Below are 24,034 nucleotides of genomic sequence, written 5' to 3'. Positions count from 1 at the left end.
CGGCGGGCGTCGCTGCGCCTGAACTGGCTTCCGGAGCGGGAAAGGGCATTCTCCGGCTTCGTGCCGGGCTAGGCGGCGATCGCGGGGCCTCCCTGGTTTCGTCTTCCTGGAACGCGGTTCAGCCGCAGCCCGGGTCGCTCGGTCCTCGACAAACGTCGAGCCTCAAGGCATCAAGTGTAGTCCGTTGTTGGACCTGGTTCGGCGGCTTCCTCGGGCTCTGCCCCCACCTGGCCCGCCCGGTCTTCCCGCCTGGACTCGCCATAGCCGGTGAGCCGGCCTGGCCGCTTGGCCCCTCCGAGATGATGGATGACGACGTTGCGCCCCTTGTCTTCGAGTTCCATGGCATGTCCTTTCGGGTAGATCTTCCCGTGCTGGTTCGGAGCCAGGCCGGATCCGGATGGGTCCGCCATGGTGGCAGTTGCAGAAGTGGGGGCCGGAGCGGCGGCGGCCCGCCCCGAAACAGTGCCCGTTCGGGCGGGCAGCCCGCCGGATGCTAGACTGGTGGAACTTGATGTGCAGTGATGCCCACTTTGATTCGGTTCATCAACCGGATCCCCCGAAGGATTTGTCCGGCAGGGAGTGGGTTTTTTTCATGTGAGAGGCACATCCTGCGTCGATGAACGCGTTCTATTTGGTCCCGTCCGCCGCTACCGCAAGGTTGGCAGCAATCCGGTTGATCACCTGACTTTTCTTCGGCGAACCCCTGGGCCAACCGGCACCGGGGGCCGATATCCGCACGGATACCGCCTGAAAGACCTTTGAAACACATGACTACTTTTGCTGCCCTCGGCACGCCCAAAGCACTCGCCGACACACTGACCGCCCAGGGAATCATTGAACCGTTCCCCATCCAGGTCAAGACCCTCCCGGACACCCTGGCCGGACGCGACGTCCTGGGCCGCGGCCGCACCGGCTCCGGCAAGACCATTGCCTTCGCCATCCCGCTTGTAGCCCGACTCGCTGAGCGGGAAGCCAAGCACTTCCGCAAGCCCGGCCGCCCGATGGGGCTGGTCCTTGCGCCGACCCGCGAGCTGGCCACCCAGATCAACGCCACGATCGAGCCGATGGCCAAGGCCATGGGCCTGAACACCACCGTGATCTACGGCGGCATCTCCCAGGCACGCCAGGAAAAGGCGCTGCGCGCCGGCGTCGACATTGTCATCGCCTGCCCGGGCCGCCTGGAGGACCTGATCCGCCAGCGCATCCTGACCCTCGAGGCCGTTGAGGTCACCGTGCTGGACGAGGCAGACCACATGGCGGACCTCGGCTTCCTGCCGGTGGTCAAGAAGCTCATGGACATGACCCCCAGCCAGGGCCAGCGCCTGCTGTTCTCCGCCACCCTGGACAACGGCGTGGACAAGATCGTCCAGCGCTACCTGTCCAACCCGCTGACCCACTCCGTGGACGACCCGCAGGCCGCGGTCACCACCATGGAACACCACGTACTGGTGGTCAACGACCAGACCGTCAAGAAGCAGCTGATCGTCGAGCTCGCCTCGGGTGCCGGCCGCCGCGTGCTCTTCATGCGCACCAAGCACCACGCCCGCAAGCTTGCCAAGACCCTGACCGACGCCGGCATCCCCGCCGTCGACCTGCACGGCAACCTGTCGCAGAACGCCCGTGACCGCAACCTTGCCGAGTTCTCCTCCGGCGACGTCCGCGTCCTGGTGGCCACCGACGTCGCCGCCCGCGGCGTCCACGTGGACGACGTCGAACTGGTGATCCACGTTGACCCGCCCACGGAGCACAAGGCATACCTGCACCGCTCAGGCCGTACGGCCCGCGCCGGTTCCGACGGCACCGTGGTCACGCTGACCCTGCCGGAGCAGCAGTCCGATGTCAAGAAGCTCATGAAGGCTGCGGGCGTCGAGGTCAACTTCGAGCGCGTCACCGCCAACTCGCCGCTGGTTGCAGAACTGGTGGGCGAAATGGCCGACAAGATCGACCCGCGCACCCGCGCCGCACTGCTGGCTGCCAAGTCCAACCAGGGCGGCGGCACCTCCACCGGTGCAAACGCGGAGCGCAAGCGCGCACGCCGCACTACGCAGGCTGCACCCACCGCGGGCGGCCGCGGCGGACGTGGCGGACGCGGCCGGGTTTCGGCTGAGGCTCCCCGTACGGATCTTCCGCGTTCCGAGCGACGCGCCGTGGCTTATGAAGGCCAGGCCGCTGCCCGCAACGCCGCTGAGCGCGTGGCGGAAAAGAACCAGGACCGCGCCGACGCCGAGCGCGCCGAGCGCCGCAATGCCCGCGGCCGTGGCCGTGCCACTGCTTACTCGCACCACAACGACGTTCCCGCAGCAGGTGGCCGTGCATCGGCCGGCCGCGGGTCTGACGCCCGTGCAACCGACGGCCGTGGCGACGCCCGCGGCGGGGCAACCCGCACCAGTGCACCGCGAAGTGGCGCTCCCCGCACCGGCGGCGCTCCCCGCACCGGCGGAGCAACGGGCGGCCAGCGCAGCGGACGTCCGGCAACGGGCCAGCGCGCCGCTGCCGGCAGCAAGTCCGGCTCGGCCGGCGGCAACGCAGCAGTCTGGTCCTCCAACACCGGCGGCACCTCGGGCGGATCCTACTCCGGCGGCGGCAACGGCCGTTCCGGCGAAGGCCGTCCGGCACGCAGCGGCGCCCCCCGCCGTGCGTCAGCTCCGGCGTCGAACGAACGCCGCAGCCGCTAAGGATCGTGTTTTCGCTACGTAAAGTAGCTGGCGCTACGCAAAATGCCGGACGCGGCGGGTATATCCGCAGCGACCGGCATTTTGCGTAGCGCAAATCACGCAGCGCAGCGCCAGCGTCAAAGCGCAGCGAAAGCTACCAGCCGCGGGCGCGCCACTCCTCAAGGTGCGGGCGTTCCGCGCCGAGGGTCGTGGGCTTGCCGTGACCCGGGTGCACCACGGTGTCATCCGGGTACACACCAAACAGCCGCTCGCTGACATCGGTGATCAGCTGGTGGAAGCGTGCCGGATCCTTCTGCGTGTTGCCCACGCCGCCGGGGAACAGCGAATCGCCGGAAAAGATGTGCGCAGGGCCTGCCGGGTCCTGGTACACCAGCGCCACTGACCCCGGTGTGTGGCCGCGCAGGTGCACAGCCGTCACGTCGAAGCCGTCGAAGTTGCCGACGTCCCCGTGATCCAGCAGCACGTCCACCGGAACGGGCAGCTCCGGTGCGTCGTCCGTCCCGGCCGCCGTCTTCACCCCGGTGGCCTCCACCAGGGCCGGCAGCGCGCGGACGTGGTCCCAGTGCTGGTGGGTGGTGGCAATCAACGCCAGCTTCGGCGTCGCGGAGGTGTCCGCGGCGGAGTCGGCAAGCAGCCCCTGGATGGCGGCCAGATCATCGGCCGCATCGATCAGGAGCTGCGCGCCCGACGCCTTGCTGGTGAGCAGATACACGTTGTTGTCCATCTCGCTGACAGAAATCCGGCGGATGGTGATGTCACGCAGGTCGTGAATGAGGGAATCCATGGGCTTCAGTCTACGGAGGCCCTACTCACGGCCCTGGGACACCCAGGTGGGGTCCGCTGAGCGGGAGCCGACGACGGCGTCCGCGGCGGCGTCGAGCATTTCCAGTTGTGCGGCGGTGAAGTCCAGCGCCAGCGAACCCAGGTTCTCGTCGATCCGTTCCGCCTTGCGCGTGCCCGGGATGGGAACCACGGGCAGGCCGAGCCGTTTGCCCTGGGCAAGCAGCCAGGCGAGAGCCACCTGGGCTGGAGTTGCCGGCGTGCCGGCGACAGTGAGCTCGCCAGCGACGGCCTGCACCGCGGCCACCACGCCCTGGTTGGCATCCGCTGCATCAGCGGCGAAGCGGGGGATGTTGCGGCGGAAGTCGCCGCTCCCGAGTTTCGAAGCGTCCACTGTGCCGGTGAGGAATCCCCGGCCCAGCGGCGAATAGGGCACAAATCCCACCCCAAGCGCGGCCGCCGCGGGAACAACATTGCGTTCCACATCGCGGCTCCAGATGGACCATTCGCTCTGGACCGCGGCGATCGGGTGGATGCTGCTGGCCTCCCGCAGCTCCTCGGCCGTCACCTCGGACAGGCCGAGGTGACGCACCTTGCCTTGCTGCACCAGCGCCGCCATGGCCTCCACGGTTTCCACAATCGGAACGCGGAGGTCGCGGCGGTGCATGTAGTACAGGTCTATGGTGTCGGTGCCCAGGCGGCGGAGGCTGGCTTCCACTGCCTGCCGGATGTAGGCGGCGTCTCCCCGGATGTCGGTGTAGCCGCTGGCGGGAGTGCCCACCAGCCCGAACTTCGTGGCCAGCTGCACTTCGCCCCGTCGTTCCTTCAGTAGCTGGGCGATCAGTTCCTCGTTGCTGCCGCCACCGTAGATGTCCGCAGTGTCGATGAAGCTGACGCCCGCATCAACGGCATGGTGGAGGGTGCGGAGGGCCTCACCCTGGTCCACTTCGCCGTATACCGGGGTGAGGGCCATGCCGCCGAACCCTAAAGGGCTGACGTTCAATCCGTCGCCGAGGTGGACTAATGGTGCGGATGCCGGTGCCATAGGGGTCTCCAATTCGCTGCTTTGCGTATTCCGGGAAGTGCCGTCCTAGCCAAGAACTCCCGCGGCAAGGCCAGTATTCCTCATGAATCGACGGCCTGCTCAAGCTCCGCCGGGCCGGGCTGAAGCGGGGTTCCTGCTGCCAGTAGCGCCACGATCATTTCGGCGGGGGCCGGGCGGGCCAGGAAGTAGCCTTGCCCCATGTGGCAATCCAGTGCCCGAAGCAGCTCCAGCTGGCGGCGGTCCTCCACTCCTTCGGCCACCACCTCGAGGGAGAGCATGCGGGCCAGACCCAGGATTCCTTCGAGCATTGCTGCCGATTGCGCTTCGGACGCTTGCCGGCCAAGGAATGAACGGTCGATCTTGAGGATGTCCGCAGGCAGCACCGCCAGCGAACTCAGCGAGGAGTACCCCGTCCCGAAATCGTCGATTGCCACCCGGACGCCCGTCTCCTTCAGTGTCTTGAGAGCCGCGATTCCGCCGTCCGTGCTTCCCGCGAGGGCTGTCTCGGTCACTTCCAGCACCACCTTGTCCGCCTGCGCTGCGGGATCGGCGAGGATGCGCTTGATGGCCGCCAGATTCCGCGGATTGGGGAGCTGGATGGTGGACAGGTTGACCGCAACCCAGAGGTGTTCGCACTGGGGCAGGGCCTTCCGCCAGCCGGCAGCTTGGCGGCTGGCGGTATCCAGCACCCAGCAGCCGACGGCGTCGATGTCCCCTGTCTCTTCCGCAATGGGAATGAATTCCGAGGGGGCCAGCAGTCCCAGCGTTGGGTGTTGCCAGCGCACCAGCGCTTCGATGCCGAGAATGGCTCCGCTGGTGAGGTCCGCAATGGGCTGGTATTCGAGCCGGAGCTGGCCCTCCGGTGCCGCCGCAGCCAGGTCCCGCTTCAGGGCGGCGCGATAGGTCATATGGTCGTAGCCTTCGGCGTCGAACAGCTGCAACCGGGCCTTTCCGCCGTGTTTGGCCAGATACATTGCAAAGTCCGCCTGCCGCAGGAGCTCGGCGGCGTCCGAGGTGTCCGGACGGCGCTGCACGGCGCCCATACTCGCGGTGACAGTCAGCCGGTCCTCGCCGACGAAGAAAGGCGCACGCAGTGCCTCGTGGATCCGTTCGGCGATCCCGGCGGTGACGGAGCCGGCGTCGTCGTCCATCACCACAATCGCGAACTCGTCCCCGCCGAGGCGGGCAACCATGTCGTCGGAGCGGACGCAGGCCTTGAGCCGGGCGGCCAGCTGAACGAGCAGGGCGTCGCCACGCTCATGGCCCAGCGAATCGTTGACCTCCTTGAAGTCGTCGATGTCGATGAACAGCAGTCCCTCGTTCCGGTTCCTGCGTGTGCTGCCCGCCCCGAACGATGCCGTCAGGTGTTCCATCAGGGCCGCGCGGTTCGCCAGGCCGGTGAGGGGGTCGTGGGTTGCGCGGTGGGTGAGCGCCTCGTGGCTGTTGCGTACAGCCAGGGCCATCCCGTTGAACGCCTCGGCCAGCTCGCCGAGTTCGTCGCGGCGGAAGACTTCAATGCGGTGGTTGTAGTTCCCGGCCTGCAGCTTTCGTACGCCGTGGTGCATGCTTTCCACCGGCCGAATGATGTCCTTGACCATCCTGCGTCGGAAGTACGCGGTGGCGCCCAATGCCGCCACGAACAAGGCACTGCGCCCGATGAACAAGAACCGTTCGAGTTCGGCACTGTGCGCGAGCCCGTCATCCATCTCCGCCAGGGAGTACCGCCGGATATCCGCCAGCTGCATGCGGATCGCGGCGCTGGACGCGGCAAACGCCGGGGTCTGGTCTATATGGCTGCCCTGGAGGGACTGCACCTGGCTGCCCCACAGGCCATGGGCTGCCAGGGCTTCCTGCCAGGACTGCCGCGCAGCGTCAAGCTTTTCCCGCGGTGCCGTGTCACCCGGCAAAACGGCGGCGGTTTCCCCGAACAGGCGTGAGACCTCATCCTGCTGCCGGACAAAGGCAGAACGGTCCGCGGGGGCGTTGGCAAGCAGCTGGTGTCCCAGCTCCTCATGGGCGTCAAGGGCTGAGCGGAGGACCTCCACCTTTTCGAGCTCCACTTGCAGCCGGTGGGAGGTTTCCTCCACCTGGTTCATCAGGCCGCGCACCCCCACGATGGTGACGACGGCGCCGATCAACAGCGCAGCGAGCATCACCAGGAATGCCCGGGACCATTCGCGCTGCAGGCTCCACGTGCGTTCAGGCCCGGCCGCATCTGGCCCGGGGGATCCTGCCGCACCTGGGTGGTTGCCAGCCGGCGGTGCGGCGGCCGTCCCCGGAGCAGTGCCCGGCACTTGCGCATCCATGTGCTGTTGTCCTCTGCGTCCAGGAGCCACGGGGGATCCAGCCACCGGCTGAGACCCGATGATGGTCCGGTGATCCTAGGAGCAGGCTAACAGGGCTGCGGTGCCATGGCCCTGTGTCGCCGAAAAAATGCAGGGGAAATTTCTGCGCACCGGGCGGTAAACACCCCGGGAGGCTAGGACCAGGGGATGACCCGGTCCGCCGCGTCGCGGGTGGATTCGATCAGCCGGGCGTTCGCCTCGTCGGAACAGGCGGCCCATTCCTCCGCGGCAGGCCGGTCCATGCCGAAGTGCACATGCCGGTCCACCAGCCGCTCCAGGCGAAGAGCCGGGGAAGTGTCCATGAACCAGACCTCGTCCAGCTGGGCCCGGACCTGTTGCCACACAGGGTGGTCCGCCAGGAGGTAGTTCCCTTCGGTGATCACCAGCGGGACCGAGGCCGGCACGGCAATGGAGGCTGCCACCGGTTCGTCGATTTCGCGCCGGAAATCCGGCGCGTAAACCACCGACTCATCCCTACGCGCGAGCCGCTGCAGCAGCGAGAGGTAACCGCCGGCGTCGAACGTGTCGATTGCCCCTTTGCGCTGCCGCAGCGGCGTGCCCTCAATAATCGCGTTGCCCAGATGGAAGCCGTCCATCGGCACCACCACGGCCACGTCCGGGCCAAAGAGGGTGTGCAGAGCGGCTGCAAAGGTCGATTTCCCGGACCCCGGCGAGCCCGTGATGCCGAGCAGTATCCGGTTCCCCGAGGCCAGGCGACCGCGCAGGTTCGCCACGGCCGCCGTCACGTCGGGATGCCGGAGCGCGTCCGGCGGGGAAGATGCCATGGGCACCAGCCTAATCCGCGGCTATTTTGCCTGGAACACCGCCACGGTGCGGGCAGGGACGGTGAACGTCCCGGACGCCGCGTCATGGGTTGCCGCCTTGACCACGGAATCGATGCCCCCGGCCTGTACCGGATGCAGGGCAAAGGTGGACCCTGCGGTGGCGGCCACTGTCTGGCTGGTGGCCTCATCCGAGGCGTTGAACACCACTACGAGTCCGCGCAGGTTCCGGTCCACGTCCGTCCCGACGGAGTCGTCAATACGCATCACCACCACACCCGGGGTCTGTTCCGGCCCGCCGGAAGGGAAGGACACCTTCTGCTGCACCAACGCGGCCTCGCCGGGTACCTTGGCATTGAGGACCCGGGACCGCACACGGCCACCAGCATGTTCACGGTGGAAGGCGGCCAGAGTGCGGCGAATGAGCTCCTGGACTCCGGCCACACGGCCATTGTGTGCGCGTCCGACGTTATGGCGCTCGGTGCCATCCGGGCGGTCCAGGCCAGGGGGCTGCGCGTGCCGGAAGATGTGTCCATCGTCGGCTTCGATGACTCACCGCTGATGGCGCTCACGAATCCGCCGCTGACCACGCTCCGGCAGCCCGTCGCTGCGATCGCGCACGCCGCCGTCCATGCCCTGGCGGCCGAAATTGCCGGCGAACATTCCACGCGCTCGCCGGTGGTCCTGGCATCCGATCTGGTGGTGCGCGGCTCTACCGGTCCTGCGGCAGCAGCTTCAGCCCCGCCGCGCAGCCCACGATCCCGGCGATGAACAGCAGCTTGAGCGGGCTGGCCGGCTCGACGCCGGTGGCCATCGCCCAGCCCACGGTCAGGGCAGCGCCGATGCCCACCCACACGGCGTAGGCGGTCCCGAGCGGAATCGACTTCACGGCGATCCCCAGTCCCGCCATGCTCAGCGTTGCGGTGACGGCAAAGACGGCGGTCGGCAGCGCCTGGGAGAAGCCGTCGGAGAGTCCCAGTGCGGTGGCCCAGACGGCTTCCAGCACGGCGGAGGCGAGCAGGATCAGCCAGGCAGTCGCGTTCTTGGTCATCACGCCACCACCTTGAGGCCCACCACGGACGCGGCGATCCCGGCGAGCAGCACCAGCCGCGCCGCCGTCGCGCGTTCCACTTTGGTGACGATCGCGTAGGCGGAGGTCAGCACCACGCCGACGCCCACCCACACCGCGTACGCGGTGCCAGTGGGGATGGATTGCATCGCGAGGGCGAGTCCTCCGGTGCTGGCGATGACTGAGACGAGGAAGAGCGCTGCGGGCAGGACGCGCCGGCGGCCCTTGACCTGGGACGTCCGATGGAGCGCTGCGGCCCACACGGCCTCGAGTGCGCCAGAGAGGATGAGGATTAACCACGACATGACAGATCCTTTGGCCAGTCTTGTCGTGTGCCGGGTACTGAACCGTCGTCCGGAGGTTCCAAAGAGGGAACCTTGGTCCCAGCGTAGCAACGCCCGACGGCGGGAGGCCACCGTTGGTGGTTAAGGTCACCGGGGCGGCATGGTCCGGTGCGGGATCGACGAGGCGAGGGCCAGCACAATGATGAACGATGCGGCCAGGGTGGCGAACCAGGCGCCGCGCGCTTCGGTGATGGCGAGCCGGGCGCCGGCGATTCCGGGTCCGGTCAGGATGAGTGCCGCGGCGAGGGCTGTACTGACGAGGCCGCAGAGCAGCCGTGCCCAGAGGGGTCCGCGACGGGAGAGGGCGTAGCCGCCGCCCATCCCCATCAGAGAGACTGCGATTGCGCCGCCGCCGAGGCCTTCGGTGAGGAGTGCGGCGATCGCGCCCGGCATGAACATCGGGGCGATGGCGAAGGCGAGTGGAGCAAGGGCAAGCCAGCGCCATCCCCTCCGCCCGCCTGCGCGCCGAAGAGCCTCCGCCCAGCCCAGGAGCGCGCCCGCAACGGCCCCCGGCAGGAGGATCGCACCGAAGGTTCCCCACCAGGTGAAGGTGGAGGCCGGGCCCGCAAGCTCCACCATGTAGCTGCGGAATCCTGCGGCCCAGGCAATGCCGCAGGTGATGCCGATCGCGACGAGCGGGGCAGTGGGGTGGACTCCGGCGGTTCGCGGGACTGCGGCGGTTCGGGGGTCGGGCGCGCTCGGATGGACGGCGGCGCGGGCGTCGCGTGAAGCTGGTGCGGATTCCTTGTCGCTCATGATCGGCTCCAGAGATTCAGCTGGTAGCTGGCGACATTAGGGCACTGAAGGGGAAACATCAAGGCCCTTGGTTTAGGCCTGCCTGCTGCCGGTTGGCGCCAGCGGCAGCGGGATTCGTTCCACCACGTGCGGGGCAAGGAGGAGCTGCCTGTCCGGCGGGTTTGTGGCCGGGGTGGCCGCCCCGCCGGCGTCCGCCCCGGCGGCGGTCCCGTTGCCGGCCAGTTCGTAGGTCAGCACGCGGATGATGTGGCGCGCGGCCTCTTCCACAGGCTGGGCGACGCTGGAGAGACCGAGTGCGGCAGCCACGGGAGTGTTGTCAAAGCCCACAACGGCTGGCCGCCCGGTGCCGGGCCGTAACTCCCGGAGTTTTTCCATGGCCCCGAGGGCCAGCGAGTCGCTGGAACAGACAATGGCCGTGGCACCCCTCGACGCCAGCAGGGCCGCCCCGGATGCTCCGCCGGCAACGGTCTCTTCCGCTTCCACGCTGAGGCCGGGCACATCCCTGCCGTGTCCTGCCGCGTCCATGGCGCGCTGCCAGCCGCGGCGGCGGTCTGCGCCCACGGGATTGCCCGTGTACCAGCCCAGGAAGCCGATCCTGGAGTGGCCCTGGGCCAGCAGCATCTGCACCGCCTGTTCCGTTCCTGCGGCCCCGTCAACGTCCACCCAGGAGTGGCTCCCCGACGTCGGGCGGCCGGCGCTATCCCAGGGCCGGCCAAAAACGGCGAAGGGTGTTCCGCGTTCCTGCAGCCAGCGGGTCCGGGCGTCGTCCGGGGTGCTGGAGGTGAGGATGAATCCGTCCAGCCCCGCGACGTCGAGCAGTTCCTCATACTGGCGGATCTCGTCGCTGTCCGAGTCCGCGCAGAACAGCGTGAGCCGGTAGCCTGCCGCCTGCGCCGCTTCCGTGAGCGCGTGCAGGAAGCGGTCCAGCACGGCGCCGTTGATTCCGTCCGTCGCGGGAAGGAGCCGCATGCCGAAGTTCATGGAACGCTGGGTGCGCAGTTGCCGGGCGGCGGCGCTGGGCCGGTAGCCGGCTGCTTCAATGGCCGCCTGGATGCGCTCCCGGGTGGCGGGCTTGACCTTGTGCGGAGCATTCAGCACGTTGGAGATGGTCTGCCGGGACACGGCGAGTTCTCTGGCCAGGCTGGCGAGGGTGGGCCGGGCCAAATGGGGCTCCTTAGGACGGGGTACTGGACGGTTGGGGAAATGCAGGCAGTGGCCGGCGGACGCCCCGGCATGGCTGCCGCATCGCGGTCTTTTCCGTCTCACACTAACGTGTGAGACGATTTAACCGCACAAATTTGATCGATCAAATCTGTGCGCCCAGGTTCTCGCCCGGTAATGCGGACGCCAGCCTCCGCACCCACACCCAGCAGCACAGGAGTTGTTTTACCGTGGCCTCTGAACAGCCATACCTGCACAATCTTTCCGGCGTTTTTAGCGCCCCCATTCAGGCGTGGTCCGACGCCCATGGACAGGTCCGCCACACGGGCGCACAGGGGATCTACTGCGGCGACGACCGCGTCCTCAACACTGCCGTCCTCACCGTTGACGGGCGGGAGCCCGAATGGGTGTCCACGCAGCTGCGCTCCTCCAAGGAAACCGACTACATCTATTTCGTGCGTGCCGATGCCGAAGTGGCGGACCCCCTGCTCTCCCTGGTGCGCAGGCGCTCGGCCCGGTCCAGCCGCATCCGCCACGGTGCGGACACCGAAACCCTCACCGGCTGCTCCGGCCGGGTGGGTGAGACACTGCGCCTGGAGTCCGCCATGCGGGAGCCCGTATCGCTGACGGTCACGCTGACCCTCGGCGCGGACAACACCACCATGGAACACATCAAGCAGGGCGGTCGTGGTGGCGCCCGCGTGGAACCGCAGGGGACCACCTGGTCCTGGCGCGACCAGGACACCACCCTGGCGTTGACGGCCGTCAACGGAACCGTCAGCGTGGACGGCAGCACCGTGACCATCGACTGGGCCGTGGAGGTGTCTCCCGGCGTACCCGTGGAGCTGGAATGGGCGGTTGACCTGACTGACGCGGATTCGCCGATGCTGGCCGCGGACGGTGAACCCATCACCGCTCCGGCGTCGAACGATCCCCGGCTCAGCCGCCTTCTCGAACGGTCCGTCAGCGACCTCAACAGCCTGCGGCTGGCGCACTACTCGCATCCGCATGACACGTTCCTGGCGGCCGGTGCCCCCTGGTTCTTCACCATGTTCGGCCGCGATTCCATCATCGCAGCGCGAATGCTGCTGCCCATCAACACGGCCATTGCCGGCGGAACGCTCCGTGCGCTCGCCGGCCGGCAGGGCACGGAAACGGACCACACCACGGCAGTGCAGCCGGGCAAGATCCTGCATGAAGTCCGCCGGACCGTCCTGACCATGGCGGAGAGCGGCCATGCCCTGCGCCTGCCGCCGGTGTACTACGGCACCATTGACGCCACTCCGCTGTGGATCTGCCTCCTGCACGATGCCTGGAAAGCCGGCATGCCCGACGCCGAGGTCAAGGAACTCCTGCCCAACCTCGAGGACGCGCTCGAGTGGCTCAGGGACCACGGCGACCTGGACGGGGACGGCTTCCTGGAATACCTCGACGCCTCCGGGCAGGGCCTGGTGAACCAGGGCTGGAAGGACTCCGGCGACGCCATCCGCTGGCACGACGGTTCACTGGCGAAGGGGCCCATCGCGCTTGCCGAGGTCCAGGCCTACGCCTACGAGGCGGCAGTAGTGGGCGCGGAAATCCTTGACGCCTTCGGACGTCCGGGCGCGCAGGAATGGCGCGACTACGCAACAGGCATGGCCGACCGCTTCCGTGCCCAGTTCTGGTGCGAGGACGAGCTGGGTCCGTATCCCGCCCTTGCCCTGGATGCCGATAAGCGACCGGTGGACGGCGTGACCTCCAACATGGGTCACCTGCTCGGCACCGGAATCCTGAACGAGGACGAGCAGCGGATTGTGGTGCGCCGCGTTATGGACCCCACCATGTTCTCCGGCTACGGCGTCCGGACGCTGTCCACCACCAACGGCGGATACTGGCCCACCCGTTACCACGCCGGCGCGGTCTGGAGCCACGACACCGCCCTGATCATCAGCGGCATGCTGGCCGACGGCTTCCCGGATGAAGCGGCGCAGCTCGCCGCCGGGCTGCTGGAGGTGGCCGAGGCCAACGACTGGCGGCTGCCGGAGCTCTTTGGCGGCCATGGCTCGGACACCATGCGCACGCCCGTGCCGTTCCCTGCGAGCTGCCGGCCGCAGGCCTGGGCCTCGGCCAGCTCCGTAGTGATCGCCGCAGCGCTCACCCCCAACGGGCAGTCAACGCAGCGGGAAGACCTGCAGGCTTCCGCCGCTGCTTTCTGACCGACCGCTAGCTTGTGACCGGTGCCTAGCCCGTAACCCGGTCGATCGATACGACGGCCAGGAAGCCCCGGCCCAGGATTTCCGGCGTACCGGAGTCGGAACCGACGACGGCGTCGTAGCGGCCGAGCGTCTCCGGCTCACCTGGCGCCGGGGCTGCCTGAGGTGCCACGCCGTCGTCGGGCGTCTCCCCGCCGCCGGGTGCGGCATCCGAAGCAGCGGCCCCGGCAGTGCCGGGGCTGACAGTGGCCTGTCCTTGCAGCAGAATGCCCAGCTGGCCTTCGAAAACGGGGTGCGCGCGCTTCTTGGAGAGTTCGATGATGGACGTGTAGCCCTTGAAGGCACCGTTCCGGGTAATCACGTTGAGGTCGCGGATGTCGCCCGTGGGCAGTGCGCTGGCTGTGTCGGCGTCGCCGGAGAACCGGAACGGCCGGTACTTCTCCAGCGGGTGCTCGGCGCCGTCTACCGTCAGCAGGAGGAGTTCGCCGTCGATCACGGTCAGGACGCGGTCCATGCCGGGAAAGGTGGAGAACGCGCCGGCTTTGGACACCTCGGCGATGCTTACCCGCCAGTCCCAGGCGCCGTCCTGGGCGGAAGCAGCCTTCGGATGGCTGGCCAGTTCGCGGGTGACCCCGCCCTTGTTGCGCCACGGTTCGGCCCTGAGTTCTGCATAGCGGATGATCTCCATCCGCCCAGCCTAGCGGCCGGCACGAGGCCCGGGCGTAACGTCGGTGCAGACTTGGCAGGCTTGCTAACGTCAGGTGGAGGAAGAGAATCGCAGGAGGAGCAGGATGTTCGTCAAGGTGTGTGGCCTGAGTACGCCGGAGTCGGTCCTGGCAGCGGCAGGTGCCGGCGCGGACGCCGTCGGATTCGTCCTGACCAAAAGCCCGCGGGAGGTTACACCCGCCAGTGCCCGGGAGCTGCTCGCCCACGTGCCGGCCGGCACCCCCGCAGTGGGCGTCTTCCGGCACGAGCCGGTGGCGGACGCCGTCGCGCTCGCCCGCGAGGCGGGCCTCGAGTGGATCCAGCTCCACGGGGACCGCACCCCGGAGGACGTGAAAGCAGCGCACGACGCCGGCATGAAGGTGATCAGGGCCGTCACCATGAGTGCCGCCCCGGAAGCATTCGGCAGCTGGGGCGAGGAACTGCTGCTCATCGATGCCGCTGTGCCGGGCTCGGGCGAGGCCTGGGACTATGCGTCGGTGCAGGCCAAGGGGCTTGCCGGGCGGAGCTGGCTGCTGGCCGGGGGGCTTGACCCCGTGAACGTCGCCCGGGCCGCAAAGGAAGCCGGTGCGTGGGGAGTGGACGTCTCCTCCGGCGTCGAAAGTTCCCGCGGAGTCAAAGACCTGGCGAAGGTCCGGGCGTTTGTGCTGGCAGCGAAGGCCCCGGCCGCCTAGCACCGGAATGACCTGGCGCCGGAATGGCTTGGCGCCCGGAATGGCTTGGCGCCGGAATGAAGAGTGACGGCTTCTTGTTGCCGCAGTCATGAAGCGCATCGGATTCCTTTCCTTCGGCCACTGGGGCAACGTCGAGGGGTCGCGCACCCGCACGGCCCGGGACGCCCTGCTGCAAGGCATCGAGCTGGCCGTGGCCGCCGAGGAGCTGGGTATCGACGGCGCGTACTTCCGGGTGCATCACTTTGCCCGGCAGCAGGCCTCCCCGTTCCCGCTGCTGGCAGCCATCGCCGCCCGCACCAGCCGGATTGAAATGGGCACCGGCGTGATCGACATGCGGTACGAAAACCCGCTGTACATGGCGGAGGAAGCGTCCGCCACGGACCTGATCAGCGGCGGCAGGCTGCAGCTGGGCGTCAGCCGCGGCTCACCCGAGCCGGCACGGGACGGCGCCGCAGTGTTCGGCCATGTTCCGGCCGACGGCGAGAGCCCCGCGGACATGGCACGCCGGCACACCGCGTTGTTCCGCCATGCCATCACCGGCGCCGGCGTGGCAGACGGGGATCCCCGGTTCGGCGGCGGACCCGGCAAATTGCCGGTCCAGCCGAACTCGCCGGATCTGGCCCGCAGGATCTGGTGGGGCGCCGGATCCCGCGCCACCGCCGTCTGGACTGCGGAACAGGGCATGAACCTAATGAGTTCCACACTGCTGACCGAAGACACCGGCGTGCCGTTCGACGAGCTTCAAGCCGAGCAGATCAGCATGTTCCGCAGCGCCTGGGCCGGCGCCGGCCACCAGCACACGCCCCGGGTTTCAGTCAGCAGGAGCGTGCTGCCGATAGTGGACGACGAGGACCGCCGGTACTTCGGGCTCAGCGCCCTTCGGGAAAAGCGGGACCAGGTGGGGATCATTGACGGACTGGTGGCGAGGTTCGGCAAGAGCTACGTGGGCGAGCCCGACGCCATCGCCGAAGAGCTTGCGGCGGACGCCGCGGTGCAGGCTGCCGACACCGTCCTCCTCACCGTCCCGAACCAGCTGGGCGTGGACTTCAACGCCAAGCTGCTCGGCAACATTGCCCGGCACGTCGCCCCTGCCATTGGCTGGGAGCCGAAATGGCCTGCGGCTGTGGCTGAGGCTGTGCCAGCGACTGAGGCGCCCGGTGCTGAGGCTAGCCGTGGCTAATGCTCTTCGCTAGCATTCAGCTGGGGACCACCCCGAAGAACCGGCGGGCCAGGCCCGCCACCCGAGTCGAAGGAGACCCGTTGTGACTCTGCCCCAAGGTATTACCCCCGGCATCTGGACCCTTGATATGTCCCACAGCGAAATCGGGTTCACCGTCCGCCATGCCGGCATCAGCAAAGTCCGCGGCCGCTTCACCGACGCTTCCGCGGAGGCGCACGTGGGCCCGTCCCTGTCGGCGTCCAGCCTGCACGCCACCGTGAAAACGGCGAGCTTCGACTCGGGCGATGCCAACCGCGACGCCCACGTCCGCGGCGCGGACTTTTTCGACGTCGAGCAGTTCCCGGAGATGACTTTCCGGGCAACGGGCATCGAGGGTGACGGCGAGGACTATACCGTCACCGGCGACCTCACCATTCGCGGCGTCACCAAGCCCGTGGAGCTCGAAGTGGAGTTCACCGGTGTGGCGGTTGATCCGTTCGGTGCCACCCGGGCAGGCTTCAGCGCAGAGGCAGAAATCAGCCGCAAGGAGTTTGGGCTGACGTGGAATGCGGTCCTCGAAGCCGGCGGCGTGCTGGTCAGCGACAAGGTCAAAATCAACGTCGACGCAGCCCTGGTCAAGCAGGCATAGTCGCGGGACTCAGGTCCACGGCACGCGGAGGATCAGGGAAAACAAGGTGGCGTAGTCGTAGCTCGTGGAGCTGTTGGACATGAGCACGATTGCCCTGCCCCGCTCCGGGTAAAGGCGCATGATGTTCCAAAACCCCAGCCCGGTGCCGAAGTGCTCCACATAGGATCCGTGCGGCCCCTTCGTGTGCTTCCGGAACCAGCCCGCGGAGTGGTCGAACTGCTTTCCTTTGACGCGGATGTCGCGCATCGCCCGCGCCGTGGGCTCCTGAAGGATGCGGTGCCCCTGCGGGACAGCGGGAGCGCCGGCGGTTCCCGGCGGAACAGCCAGCCCGTCATTGAGGTGCAACCGGGCGAACGCTGCTGCGTCCAACACGCTTCCTACCAGGCCTCCGTAGCCCGCGCCGTCAACCAGGAACGGGTTGAGCGCGGAGTATCCGCCGTGCCTTGCCCCCAGTGTTCCTGGTGGAAGGATTGCCGCGAGCGCCGGGGTGAGCGGGCGGGGGATACGGACATAGCCTATAGCCGCGGAGTGTCCTGGCAGGTAGGCGAAACCGGTTGAATCCATGCCCAGCGGAGCAAGGATCTCGCGCCGGACGTAGCTCGGAAACGGCTCACCGGAGACCTGGCTGATGATCTGGGCCGCCACAAGGTAGCCGACGTTCGAGTAATGCCCGGTGCCACCAAGGCGGTGGCGGAACGCCCGGCGCCGGGCCAACAGTTTCCGCAGCATCTGCTCCTGCTCCGGTCCCGGTGCATCCGCCGGGTGGATCCACGTCACGGGCAGCGGATTGCCCAGCCCCGCGGAATGGCTGAGCAGCTGCCACACGGTTGGTTGGGCCGGGCCGGGGGCGCGCAGCCAGGGCAGGTATTCGGGCACGGGTGCGTGCAGGTCCAGGAGCCCCTGGTCGGAGAGCCGCAGGGCGGCGGTGGCGGTCACCGGCTTCGTCATGGAAAACCAGGGATAGACCGTATCCGCCGTCGCGGGGGCATGGCCCTCAAGGTCCGCGAAACCAGTGCCGCCGGTATGGAGCACCCGGTCCCGCGACACGACAGCTAGTGACATTCCCGGAACGCGGGCTCTCCGGGCTGTGTCCGCCAGTGCTGCCCGGACCGCTGTCAGATCCATTTGTTGTGCTTGAACGCGACGTAGAGGGCCACGCCCATGGCCGCCATCAGGCCCAGCGCCATGGGGTAGCCGAAGATCCAGTCGAGCTCGGGCATGGTGCGGAAATTCATCCCGTAGATGGTGCCCACCAGGGTGGGGGCGAAGAGAATGGCGGCCCAGGAGGAGATGCGTTTGACCTGCTCGCTCTGCGCGAAGCTGGATTCGGTCAGGCGCCGCATTTCGTCGTTCTGCCGCTGCGCCACCAGCGCGGCGTTGACGGTGAGCGCGTTCTGCAGCAGGGCCCGGAAAGAGGCGGTCCGTTCGCCCAGCCGCAGCACGTGGTCCAGGACGTCACGGAGGTGGTCCTGAAGCTCGGGGCCGGGCCGATGTTCGGCCGTTCCGGAGAGGAGGGCCTGCAGGATTCCCGCCAGGGGGCTGGTTCCGCGCTGGAACATGATGACCTGGCGGGAGAGCTCATAAATCCGGCGCGAGACGTCCGGGTCGCCGCTGAAGAGGTCGTCCTCGATTTCGTCGATGTCGTTTTCCAGGCCGGCAGCCACCGGCTCGTATTCATCCACAACTTGGTCCAGGATGGCGTACAGCACGGCGTCCGGACCCAGCGCCAGGAACTCGGGCTGGGCTTCCATGCGTCGGCGGACGCGGGCCAGGTCCGGTGACTCAGCATGGCGGACGGTGACCACAAAATCCGTTCCCACAAAAACGTGGATCTCGCCGAACTCGACCTTTTCGACGTCGTCGAGATAGCGCGCCGGGCGCAACACCAGGAACAGGATCTCGCCGTAGTGCTCAAGTTTTGCCCGCTGGTGGCCGGTCAGGGCGTCCTCCACCGCCAGGTGGCTGAGGTCGAACTCGTCTGCCACGGAACGCAGCTCCGGCGCGTCCGGCCGGTAGAGGCCGATCCAGGCCATCCCCTCGCGCTGCCGCAGCAGGAAGTAGGTCTCCTCAAGCCCCTCCGGGTCGGTGGTCCGGCGGCCATTTACGTAGACGGCGTTGTCAATGATGGTCACGCTGCGCCTCCTTCTGCGGACCGCCCCTTGGCTGTGACGTTAGCCCTTTGCCGGGACGCTGCCAACAGTATGCGCCTGCGCCGCTGCGTGGCCGGGAAGGGCCGCGTAAGGATTTCGTAAAGACCGGGTTATGCCGGAATCACGCGGTGCTACGCTCCGTGATGCGTCGAACTATGGGCACGGTTGTTATCGCGGTGCCTGAAGCCCTTCGTATGCCCGCCGATGAGAGGACGTCCCATGGCCGTACCGCTGAGGGGGCCGGCAAAAGTGCCCGCGGACATTCGGACGAAGGACAGCCGCATCAGGCGCCTGCTCCTGCATCCGGTCAGGTCGGTGCCGGTGGCGTTCCTCGCCGTCATCATGATCGGGGCCGGGCTGCTCCTGCTTCCCGCCTCGCACTACCCCACGGACTCCGACGTCGGGATGCCGGCCCTGTTCACTTCGGTCTCGGCCGTCTGCGTGACCGGCCTGATCACCGTGGACACTGCCACGTTCTGGACGCCCTTCGGCCAGGCGGTGATCCTCGGGATGATCCAGGTGGGCGGCTTTGGCATCATGACGCTGGCAACGCTGCTCGCCCTGCTGGTCCGCAAGAACCTCGGCCTCCGCGGGCAGCTCGTGGCGCAGTCCGAAACCCACACCCTGAATTTTGGTGATGTGCGCTCCGTGCTGGTGCGGGTCGCCAAGATCATGGCCACACTGGAAGGCTGCACGGCAGCGGTCCTGACGCTCCGGTTCTGGATCGGTTACGACGCCAACCCTGCCACGGCACTCTGGCACGGCATCTTCCACGCTGTATCCGCCTTCAACAATGCCGGCTTCTCCCTCTACAGTGACAACCTCATCGGGCTGGCCGAAGATCCCTGGATCATTGTCCCCGTCTGCGCAGCCGTGGTGGCCGGCGGGCTGGGGTTTCCCGTGATCATTGCCCTGATGCGGGACGGGTTCCGGATCAGGGACTGGACAGTGCACGTCCGGCTGACCGTCTACGGCACCCTGCTGCTTCTGGCGGCAGGCTTCGTGCTCTTCGCGGCCTTCGAATGGAACAGGCCCGAAACCCTGGGGCCGCTCTCCACCGGCGGGAAGTTCCTCGGGGCGCTGGCCGGCAGCGTGTTTCCCCGGACCGCAGGTTTCAACAGCATCGATTACGGGGCTGCCACACCGGAGACCCTGATGGTCACCAACATCCTGATGTTCATTGGCGGCGGGAGTGCGGGGACGGCGGGCGGCATCAAGATCACCACGTTCCTCATCCTGGGATTCGCCATCTGGAACGAGGTCCGCGGCCGCGAACAGGTCACCATCGCCCACCGCTCCATTAGTTCCTCGGCGCAGCGCCAGGCGCTCTCTGTTGCGTTGCTGGGCGTCGCCGCCGTCATTGCGGGAACGCTGCTGCTGCTGCTGTTCACCGACTACAGCCTCGAAAAGGTGCTCTTTGAATCCATCTCCGCCTTCGCCACGGTGGGGGTGAGCACCGGCATCACCTATCACTTGCCGGTCAGCGCGCAGTGGGTGCTGATGGCCCTCATGTTCGTCGGCCGCATCGGCACCATCACTGTGGCTTCGGCCCTGGCCCTCTCCGCGCATCCGCGGCTCTACCATTTGCCCGAAGAGCGGCCGATCATCGGCTGATGCGGGCGGCCGCTAATTCAGGGCCGGATCAGGGCAATCCCCGACGCCCGATCAGGCGCGAGCGGGGGAGAATGGCCGTATGAAGACATTGCTCAACATCATTTGGCTGGTATGCGGCGGACTCTGGCTGGCGCTGGGGTACTTCTTCGCGGGCATCATCTGCTGCCTGCTCATCGTGACCATTCCGTGGGGCATCGCGTCCTTCCGGATTGCCTCCTACACGCTATGGCCCTTCGGCCGGATGATGGTGGACAAGCCGGGCGGCAACGGAGTGTTCTCGCTCCTGGGCAATGTGATCTGGCTGGTGGTGGCAGGGATCTGGATCGCGATCGGCCATGTGGTGACGGCGTTCGCCATGGCCATCACCATCATCGGAATCCCGCTGGCCATCGCGAACCTGAAGCTCATACCCGTCTCGCTGATGCCCCTCGGCAAGCAGATCGTGCCCACCGACCGGCCGTTCGTCACCAGCTACCGCTAAGGCCGGCGGCCGCCTACGGGCGAGCGCTCAGGCCCGGCGGAACGCGCCGTCGTCGAGAAGTGCGACGGCGGTGCTCCGGTTCAGCTCCGCAGCGATCTCCACGTCCTCCTGGTAACCGCCGAAAACGAGCTCGCGCCCGCTGGAGCATTCCAGCAGCGTGTCACCGAGCCGCGGTTCCGCAGCGGTGAACGCGTCCATGGCCCACCCGGCTTCGGGGGAGAACCCGGCCCGGCGATGCCCGGGAAGTGCCGCCAGGAAAGCACCTGCGCCCAGCTGGTCCTCGAGCGCGGGCCGGAGTCCGCCGTCGGGCCATTTTTCACCGGCTGCAATAACGGCGATCACGGCGGCCGGGGGCAGGTGCCGGGCGGCCCAGTCGGCCGTGGCGCGGGCGTTCCGGAGGCACACTGCGGCGACGCGCGGCACCGCGCCCGCCAGGGAATGGGCCAACGCCGATCCGTTCGGTGAAGGAAGCACCACCCTGTCCAGCGTTGACGCGGAGCGCAGGCTGGCGGGGGAGAGGCTGACCCCTTTGCCGCCGCGTCGTCCGGCAAGCACCGCCTGCTGTTCCGCCGCGAAACCGGCTGCCGTGCCGTCCTTCCAGTGGTAGGGAAACACCTCGGCGCCACGCTCTACGGCGACGCTCACGCACGTGGTGAAACACAGGACGTCCACCACCACGGCCAGTTCGGCCCCGGGCGCCACGGCCATGGCGCCGTCGAGCCCCCATTCGAAGCGGACCGTGAACGGCAGCTGCCGGTGCGCGGCCTGAACCTCGCTCACGCGGGCCAGGCTGCGGGGTTGAGCTCGCCGTTGAGGTTGCGCCGCGCGGAATCCTGCCAGAGCTCACGGCCGCGGGCCGTGTTGAACAGCGGATCCAGCTCCAGCAAATGACGCACGACGGCGGCGCGTCCGGCGGCGAAGTCGGCGTCGCCGATGTGCGCGAAGTCTTCCCGGACGGCGCTGAGGTAGCGGCCGTAGGCCTTGGGTTCGCCGCCGAGAACGGACAGGTCCGCATCGCAGAGGAGGGCGCCGTCGTCGTCCCCTGCCTCCGGGCGGTGGTCGGCAGTGAGCCGGACCAGCCGCCCCACCTCGTACGCTTCGTCCTCGGACAGCCCGGCGTGCAGGAGCCTGTCCTCTGCCAGCCTCGCCGACTCCTCCTCGTCCTGGCCGGCGATCCCGCGGTATACGGCGTCGTGGAACCAGGCGGCGAGGACCACGGTGCGGGGAGGGTCTGCCGGCTCGGTGAGCAGGTCCAGGGCTTCGAGGACTGAGAGGAGGTGGGTGCGGCCGTGGTACTTCCGGTGCTCCTCGCCCCAGCGGTCCAGGAGGTCCAGGAAGAGGGCGTCGTGGCCTGGCAGCACGGCGTTCCAGCGGTTCAGCAGCGGCAGCTTGAGCGCCTTGCCGCGCTCGCGGGCCGGGATGCGGAGCCCGCAGGCGATCAGTTTTCGGACTAGGACCCGCGCCTCCACGGGGACGGCGCCGGCCTCCACGAGGGCCCCGTACCGGGCCTCGGAGACGTCGTAATGGTCGCCGTCGAACGCGCGTTCCGGAATGCCGGCGGCCTCGGCGAAACGGTGCAGTTCGTCAAGGGACGTGTCCGAGATCAAGTGCGAAAAGTGGGTTCCGTGGGCTGGCCAGAGCGGCGGATCCAAGTAAACGGCCATGGGGAAAATTCTAGTGCCGCGGGTGCCAGTGGATTCCTCTGCAGGACAGGGCCTTTTTGTCGGACCCCTTTGGCAGAGTTGTCCCATGGAGGTCTTGGGGGAACTCGCAGAAGGAGGAGGGGCGTTGCGGTGGGCGGCACTGCCCGCCGCCGCTTCTGCTGTCCGGCCCGCTTCCGTTCCGGGCCTGCGCAGTGTCCCCGCCGGTCTGCAGCCTTCTCAGGTGTTGGCGTCCGACGGCGGCGGGTCCGGCGATCTTCCCCGGAGCCTTGAGCTGCTCAAACGTGCCAGTTCGACGGCGGCCGAGGCCGCCGGGGTGATGGGCTTCCGGGAGGCTGCCGACTTCGCGGCGAACGTCGAGGAAATCGCCCGGACCATGGAATACCTGCAGGTGGTCGCCGCCGGGGCTGTGGACCGGACCCGGCACGAGGCCTCGGCTGCTGCGGGTTCTGCGAGGGCCGGCTCGGGTGCCGCGGTTGGCTGGACCACCGGATGGGGCGAAGCGACAGCGGTGCACGGGCCCATCGGCTGGGTCACCAGCCCGGCGGATGCAGGGAGTGACCCGGCTGCAAGCGATCCGGCTGCAGAGGCGCCCGCGGGAACTGCAGCTCCTGCGACCCGGGAACCGGATCCGGCCGATGACGGGTGCCGGAACACCACAGAGTTCCTCCGCGCGAGGTTGCGGATCGGTGCCGGTGAAGCCCGCCGCCGGCTGGCACTGGCCGAGGCGGTCCTGCCGAGGCCCGGGATCACCGGCCACCCCCAACCACCGGATCGGCCCGAGCTCGCCGAGGCCGTGGCGTCCGGGTCCGTGGGCACTAGGTCCGCGACCATCATCACCCTGGCGTTGGACCGGGTCCGCCACCACGCCACCGAAAACACCACCGCCAGGATGGAACACGCCCTGACCCGCGCCGCGGCAGAGCAGGACACCGACTTCGTCGCCCGGGTCGCCCGGCAGTGGACGGACGCGATCGACCAGGACGGCACCGAACCCACCGAAGCCGAACTCCGGCACCGCCAGGGTGTGTTCCTCCGCCAGCCCCGCCACGGACTCCAGCGGATGGAAATCCTGGCCACCACGGAGCAAACGGAACACCTGCTTACGGCGATGAACACGGCCACCAACCCCCGCACCCAACCAGGCGCCGACAGCGGCGCAGAGCAGGACTTGGAACCGGACCTGGACCAGCGGACCCGCCCGCAGCAGCTCCTCGACGGCCTCGTCAGCGCCTGCAAAACAGCCCTGACCACCGGGGCGCTCCCCGCAGCGGGCGGACTCCGGCCCCAGGTCATGGTCACCATCGACTACCGCGACCTCCTCGACAAACTCGAACACGGCATCCCGGGCACGGGCTCCTTCACGTTCACCGGTCCCGTCACCGCGGCCACCGTCCGGAAGATCGCCTGCGACGCGGACATCATCCCCGTCCTCCTCGGCAGCCAGGGCAGGATCCTGGACATCGGCCGCACCACCCGGGTGTTCCCGCCCCACATCCGCAAAGCCCTCACCGCCCGCGACCAGGGCTGCGCCTTCCCGGGCTGCACCATCCCCGCCCCGTGGTGCGAAGCCCACCACATCACCTACTGGTCACACGGCGGAACCACCAGCACAGACAACGGCGCCCTGCTCTGCAGCCATCACCACCACATGATCCACAAGGAACAGTGGCAGATCCACGTCAAAACCGGGGTGCCCTGGTTCATCCCGCCACCCCACATCGACCCACGACAGGTCCCGCGAAGAAACAACTACTTCAGATGTTGAAAATTG

24 protein-coding genes and 1 riboswitch are annotated in these 24,034 nt (G+C 68.0%); of the genes, 9 read left to right on the top strand and 15 right to left on the bottom strand.

Annotated elements, in window-relative coordinates; genetic code table 11:
• Nucleotides 1-170: 170 nt before the first annotated feature.
• Nucleotides 171-341, bottom strand: a complete 171-nt coding sequence (locus ACSQ1X_RS19375) for a hypothetical protein (protein ID WP_436058903.1) — start codon at nt 339-341, stop codon at nt 171-173.
• Nucleotides 342-767: 426 nt separating this feature from the next.
• Here ACSQ1X_RS19375 and ACSQ1X_RS19370 point away from each other — a divergent pair, with 426 nt between their 5' ends.
• Nucleotides 768-2,675: a DEAD/DEAH box helicase gene (locus tag ACSQ1X_RS19370; RefSeq protein ID WP_055802864.1), complete on the top strand. Its 1,908-nt coding sequence runs from the start codon at nt 768-770 to the stop codon at nt 2,673-2,675.
• A gap of 133 nt (nt 2,676-2,808) precedes the next feature.
• On the opposite strand, the gene ACSQ1X_RS19365 is transcribed toward ACSQ1X_RS19370, so the two are convergent.
• From ACSQ1X_RS19365 to ACSQ1X_RS19345, 5 genes are all read right to left on the bottom strand, one after another.
• Nucleotides 2,809-3,459: an MBL fold metallo-hydrolase gene (locus ACSQ1X_RS19365; RefSeq protein ID WP_436058902.1), complete on the bottom strand. Its 651-nt coding sequence runs from the start codon at nt 3,457-3,459 to the stop codon at nt 2,809-2,811.
• A gap of 21 nt (nt 3,460-3,480) precedes the next feature.
• Nucleotides 3,481-4,500 carry an aldo/keto reductase gene (locus ACSQ1X_RS19360; RefSeq protein WP_436058901.1) on the bottom strand — a complete coding sequence of 340 codons (1,020 nt, stop codon included), beginning with the start codon at nt 4,498-4,500 and terminating at the stop codon, nt 3,481-3,483.
• Nucleotides 4,501-4,580: 80 nt separating this feature from the next.
• Complete coding sequence (locus ACSQ1X_RS19355) at nt 4,581-6,806, bottom strand: putative bifunctional diguanylate cyclase/phosphodiesterase (protein WP_436058900.1); 2,226 nt, start codon at nt 6,804-6,806, stop codon at nt 4,581-4,583.
• A 173-nt stretch (nt 6,807-6,979) separates the two neighbouring features.
• Nucleotides 6,980-7,630 (bottom strand): nucleoside/nucleotide kinase family protein, encoded by a 651-nt coding sequence (locus tag ACSQ1X_RS19350; RefSeq protein WP_436058899.1) that lies wholly within the window; start codon nt 7,628-7,630, stop codon nt 6,980-6,982.
• A gap of 21 nt (nt 7,631-7,651) precedes the next feature.
• Nucleotides 7,652-8,002 (bottom strand): alpha-1,6-glucosidase domain-containing protein, encoded by a 351-nt coding sequence (locus tag ACSQ1X_RS19345; protein WP_436058898.1) that lies wholly within the window; start codon nt 8,000-8,002, stop codon nt 7,652-7,654.
• Between the two features lie 12 nt (nt 8,003-8,014).
• Between ACSQ1X_RS19345 and ACSQ1X_RS19340 the strand changes: the two genes are divergently transcribed.
• Nucleotides 8,015-8,398 carry a substrate-binding domain-containing protein gene (locus ACSQ1X_RS19340; RefSeq protein WP_436058897.1) on the top strand — a complete coding sequence of 128 codons (384 nt, stop codon included), beginning with the start codon at nt 8,015-8,017 and terminating at the stop codon, nt 8,396-8,398.
• On the opposite strand, the gene ACSQ1X_RS19335 is transcribed toward ACSQ1X_RS19340, so the two are convergent.
• The 4 genes from ACSQ1X_RS19335 to ACSQ1X_RS19320 all read right to left on the bottom strand — a co-directional run bounded on the left by ACSQ1X_RS19335 (nt 8,340) and on the right by ACSQ1X_RS19320 (nt 10,960).
• Nucleotides 8,340-8,678 (bottom strand): DMT family transporter, encoded by a 339-nt coding sequence (locus tag ACSQ1X_RS19335; protein ID WP_055802879.1) that lies wholly within the window; start codon nt 8,676-8,678, stop codon nt 8,340-8,342. The two genes, ACSQ1X_RS19340 and ACSQ1X_RS19335, sit on opposite strands and share 59 nt — an antisense overlap.
• Complete coding sequence (locus tag ACSQ1X_RS19330) at nt 8,678-9,001, bottom strand: DMT family transporter (RefSeq protein WP_436058896.1); 324 nt, start codon at nt 8,999-9,001, stop codon at nt 8,678-8,680. Before ACSQ1X_RS19330 ends, ACSQ1X_RS19335 begins: the two co-directional genes overlap by 1 nt.
• A gap of 9 nt (nt 9,002-9,010) precedes the next feature.
• A riboswitch (guanidine-III (ykkC-III) riboswitch) is annotated at nt 9,011-9,077 on the bottom strand.
• Between the two features lie 50 nt (nt 9,078-9,127).
• Nucleotides 9,128-9,796, bottom strand: coding sequence for a hypothetical protein (locus tag ACSQ1X_RS19325; RefSeq protein WP_436058895.1), 669 nt, complete (start codon nt 9,794-9,796; stop codon nt 9,128-9,130).
• 72 nt (nt 9,797-9,868) lie between these two features.
• Nucleotides 9,869-10,960: a LacI family DNA-binding transcriptional regulator gene (locus ACSQ1X_RS19320; RefSeq protein WP_436058894.1), complete on the bottom strand. Its 1,092-nt coding sequence runs from the start codon at nt 10,958-10,960 to the stop codon at nt 9,869-9,871.
• A gap of 227 nt (nt 10,961-11,187) precedes the next feature.
• On the opposite strand from ACSQ1X_RS19320, the gene ACSQ1X_RS19315 reads away from it, so the two are divergent.
• Nucleotides 11,188-13,152: a glycogen debranching N-terminal domain-containing protein gene (locus ACSQ1X_RS19315; RefSeq protein WP_436058893.1), complete on the top strand. Its 1,965-nt coding sequence runs from the start codon at nt 11,188-11,190 to the stop codon at nt 13,150-13,152.
• Nucleotides 13,153-13,177: 25 nt separating this feature from the next.
• Here ACSQ1X_RS19315 and ACSQ1X_RS19310 read toward each other — a convergent pair whose 3' ends face one another.
• Nucleotides 13,178-13,837, bottom strand: a complete 660-nt coding sequence (locus tag ACSQ1X_RS19310) for a HutD/Ves family protein (RefSeq protein WP_436058892.1) — start codon at nt 13,835-13,837, stop codon at nt 13,178-13,180.
• Nucleotides 13,838-13,940: 103 nt separating this feature from the next.
• On the opposite strand from ACSQ1X_RS19310, the gene ACSQ1X_RS19305 reads away from it, so the two are divergent.
• The 3 genes from ACSQ1X_RS19305 (at nt 13,941) to ACSQ1X_RS19295 (ending at nt 16,354) form a co-directional block, all read left to right on the top strand.
• Nucleotides 13,941-14,546, top strand: coding sequence for a phosphoribosylanthranilate isomerase (locus tag ACSQ1X_RS19305; RefSeq protein ID WP_436058891.1), 606 nt, complete (start codon nt 13,941-13,943; stop codon nt 14,544-14,546).
• 88 nt (nt 14,547-14,634) lie between these two features.
• On the top strand, nt 14,635-15,726 hold the full coding sequence (locus ACSQ1X_RS19300; RefSeq protein ID WP_436058890.1) for an LLM class flavin-dependent oxidoreductase: 1,092 nt from the start codon (nt 14,635-14,637) through the stop codon (nt 15,724-15,726).
• A gap of 82 nt (nt 15,727-15,808) precedes the next feature.
• Complete coding sequence (locus ACSQ1X_RS19295; RefSeq protein ID WP_436058889.1) at nt 15,809-16,354, top strand: YceI family protein; 546 nt, start codon at nt 15,809-15,811, stop codon at nt 16,352-16,354.
• A gap of 9 nt (nt 16,355-16,363) precedes the next feature.
• On the opposite strand, the gene ACSQ1X_RS19290 is transcribed toward ACSQ1X_RS19295, so the two are convergent.
• Both ACSQ1X_RS19290 and ACSQ1X_RS19285 read right to left on the bottom strand, forming a co-directional pair.
• Nucleotides 16,364-17,479: a serine hydrolase domain-containing protein gene (locus tag ACSQ1X_RS19290; RefSeq protein WP_436058888.1), complete on the bottom strand. Its 1,116-nt coding sequence runs from the start codon at nt 17,477-17,479 to the stop codon at nt 16,364-16,366.
• Nucleotides 17,470-18,486, bottom strand: a complete 1,017-nt coding sequence (locus ACSQ1X_RS19285; RefSeq protein ID WP_436058887.1) for a magnesium and cobalt transport protein CorA — start codon at nt 18,484-18,486, stop codon at nt 17,470-17,472. Before ACSQ1X_RS19285 ends, ACSQ1X_RS19290 begins: the two co-directional genes overlap by 10 nt.
• Before the next feature lie 237 nt (nt 18,487-18,723).
• Between ACSQ1X_RS19285 and ACSQ1X_RS19280 the strand changes: the two genes are divergently transcribed.
• A complete protein-coding gene (locus ACSQ1X_RS19280; RefSeq protein ID WP_436058886.1) occupies nt 18,724-20,118 on the top strand; it encodes a TrkH family potassium uptake protein in 1,395 nt (464 codons plus the stop codon).
• Between the two features lie 79 nt (nt 20,119-20,197).
• The gene (locus ACSQ1X_RS19275; protein WP_436058885.1) at nt 20,198-20,599 is read left to right on the top strand and encodes a YccF domain-containing protein; all 402 of its coding nucleotides are present in this window, start codon (nt 20,198-20,200) and stop codon (nt 20,597-20,599) included.
• A 27-nt stretch (nt 20,600-20,626) separates the two neighbouring features.
• Here the strand turns inward: ACSQ1X_RS19275 and ACSQ1X_RS19270 are convergent, their stop codons facing one another.
• Both ACSQ1X_RS19270 and ACSQ1X_RS19265 read right to left on the bottom strand, forming a co-directional pair.
• Nucleotides 20,627-21,379 (bottom strand): 2-phosphosulfolactate phosphatase, encoded by a 753-nt coding sequence (locus ACSQ1X_RS19270; protein ID WP_436058884.1) that lies wholly within the window; start codon nt 21,377-21,379, stop codon nt 20,627-20,629.
• Nucleotides 21,376-22,263, bottom strand: coding sequence for a DUF4031 domain-containing protein (locus tag ACSQ1X_RS19265; protein WP_436058883.1), 888 nt, complete (start codon nt 22,261-22,263; stop codon nt 21,376-21,378). The genes ACSQ1X_RS19270 and ACSQ1X_RS19265 overlap by 4 nt, the downstream gene beginning before the upstream one ends.
• An 85-nt stretch (nt 22,264-22,348) precedes the next feature.
• Here ACSQ1X_RS19265 and ACSQ1X_RS19260 point away from each other — a divergent pair, with 85 nt between their 5' ends.
• Nucleotides 22,349-24,028 carry a DUF222 domain-containing protein gene (locus ACSQ1X_RS19260; protein WP_436058882.1) on the top strand — a complete coding sequence of 560 codons (1,680 nt, stop codon included), beginning with the start codon at nt 22,349-22,351 and terminating at the stop codon, nt 24,026-24,028.
• Nucleotides 24,029-24,034 lie beyond the last annotated feature (6 nt).

The sequence above is a fragment of the Arthrobacter sp. LjRoot78 genome (assembly GCF_964254335.1).
Taxonomy (GTDB): Bacteria; Actinomycetota; Actinomycetes; order Actinomycetales; family Micrococcaceae; genus Arthrobacter.
The sequence above is the reverse complement of the archived record's forward strand: the minus strand, read 5'-3'. Positions and strand labels throughout refer to the sequence as shown.

Coding starts and splice junctions, on each gene's coding strand:
- ACSQ1X_RS19375 (WP_436058903.1), bottom strand. CDS start 341: ATGGAACTCGAAGACAAGGGGCGCAACGTCGTCATCCATCATCTCGGA.
- ACSQ1X_RS19370 (WP_055802864.1), top strand. CDS start 768: ATGACTACTTTTGCTGCCCTCGGCACGCCCAAAGCACTCGCCGACACA.
- ACSQ1X_RS19365 (WP_436058902.1), bottom strand. CDS start 3,459: ATGGATTCCCTCATTCACGACCTGCGTGACATCACCATCCGCCGGATT.
- ACSQ1X_RS19360 (WP_436058901.1), bottom strand. CDS start 4,500: ATGGCACCGGCATCCGCACCATTAGTCCACCTCGGCGACGGATTGAAC.
- ACSQ1X_RS19355 (WP_436058900.1), bottom strand. CDS start 6,806: ATGGATGCGCAAGTGCCGGGCACTGCTCCGGGGACGGCCGCCGCACCG.
- ACSQ1X_RS19350 (WP_436058899.1), bottom strand. CDS start 7,630: ATGGCATCTTCCCCGCCGGACGCGCTCCGGCATCCCGACGTGACGGCG.
- ACSQ1X_RS19340 (WP_436058897.1), top strand. CDS start 8,015: ATGTTCACGGTGGAAGGCGGCCAGAGTGCGGCGAATGAGCTCCTGGAC.
- ACSQ1X_RS19335 (WP_055802879.1), bottom strand. CDS start 8,678: ATGACCAAGAACGCGACTGCCTGGCTGATCCTGCTCGCCTCCGCCGTG.
- ACSQ1X_RS19330 (WP_436058896.1), bottom strand. CDS start 9,001: ATGTCGTGGTTAATCCTCATCCTCTCTGGCGCACTCGAGGCCGTGTGG.
- ACSQ1X_RS19325 (WP_436058895.1), bottom strand. CDS start 9,796: ATGAGCGACAAGGAATCCGCACCAGCTTCACGCGACGCCCGCGCCGCC.
- ACSQ1X_RS19310 (WP_436058892.1), bottom strand. CDS start 13,837: ATGGAGATCATCCGCTATGCAGAACTCAGGGCCGAACCGTGGCGCAAC.
- ACSQ1X_RS19305 (WP_436058891.1), top strand. CDS start 13,941: ATGTTCGTCAAGGTGTGTGGCCTGAGTACGCCGGAGTCGGTCCTGGCA.
- ACSQ1X_RS19300 (WP_436058890.1), top strand. CDS start 14,635: ATGAAGCGCATCGGATTCCTTTCCTTCGGCCACTGGGGCAACGTCGAG.
- ACSQ1X_RS19290 (WP_436058888.1), bottom strand. CDS start 17,479: ATGGATCTGACAGCGGTCCGGGCAGCACTGGCGGACACAGCCCGGAGA.
- ACSQ1X_RS19280 (WP_436058886.1), top strand. CDS start 18,724: ATGGCCGTACCGCTGAGGGGGCCGGCAAAAGTGCCCGCGGACATTCGG.
- ACSQ1X_RS19275 (WP_436058885.1), top strand. CDS start 20,198: ATGAAGACATTGCTCAACATCATTTGGCTGGTATGCGGCGGACTCTGG.
- ACSQ1X_RS19265 (WP_436058883.1), bottom strand. CDS start 22,263: ATGGCCGTTTACTTGGATCCGCCGCTCTGGCCAGCCCACGGAACCCAC.
- ACSQ1X_RS19260 (WP_436058882.1), top strand. CDS start 22,349: ATGGAGGTCTTGGGGGAACTCGCAGAAGGAGGAGGGGCGTTGCGGTGG.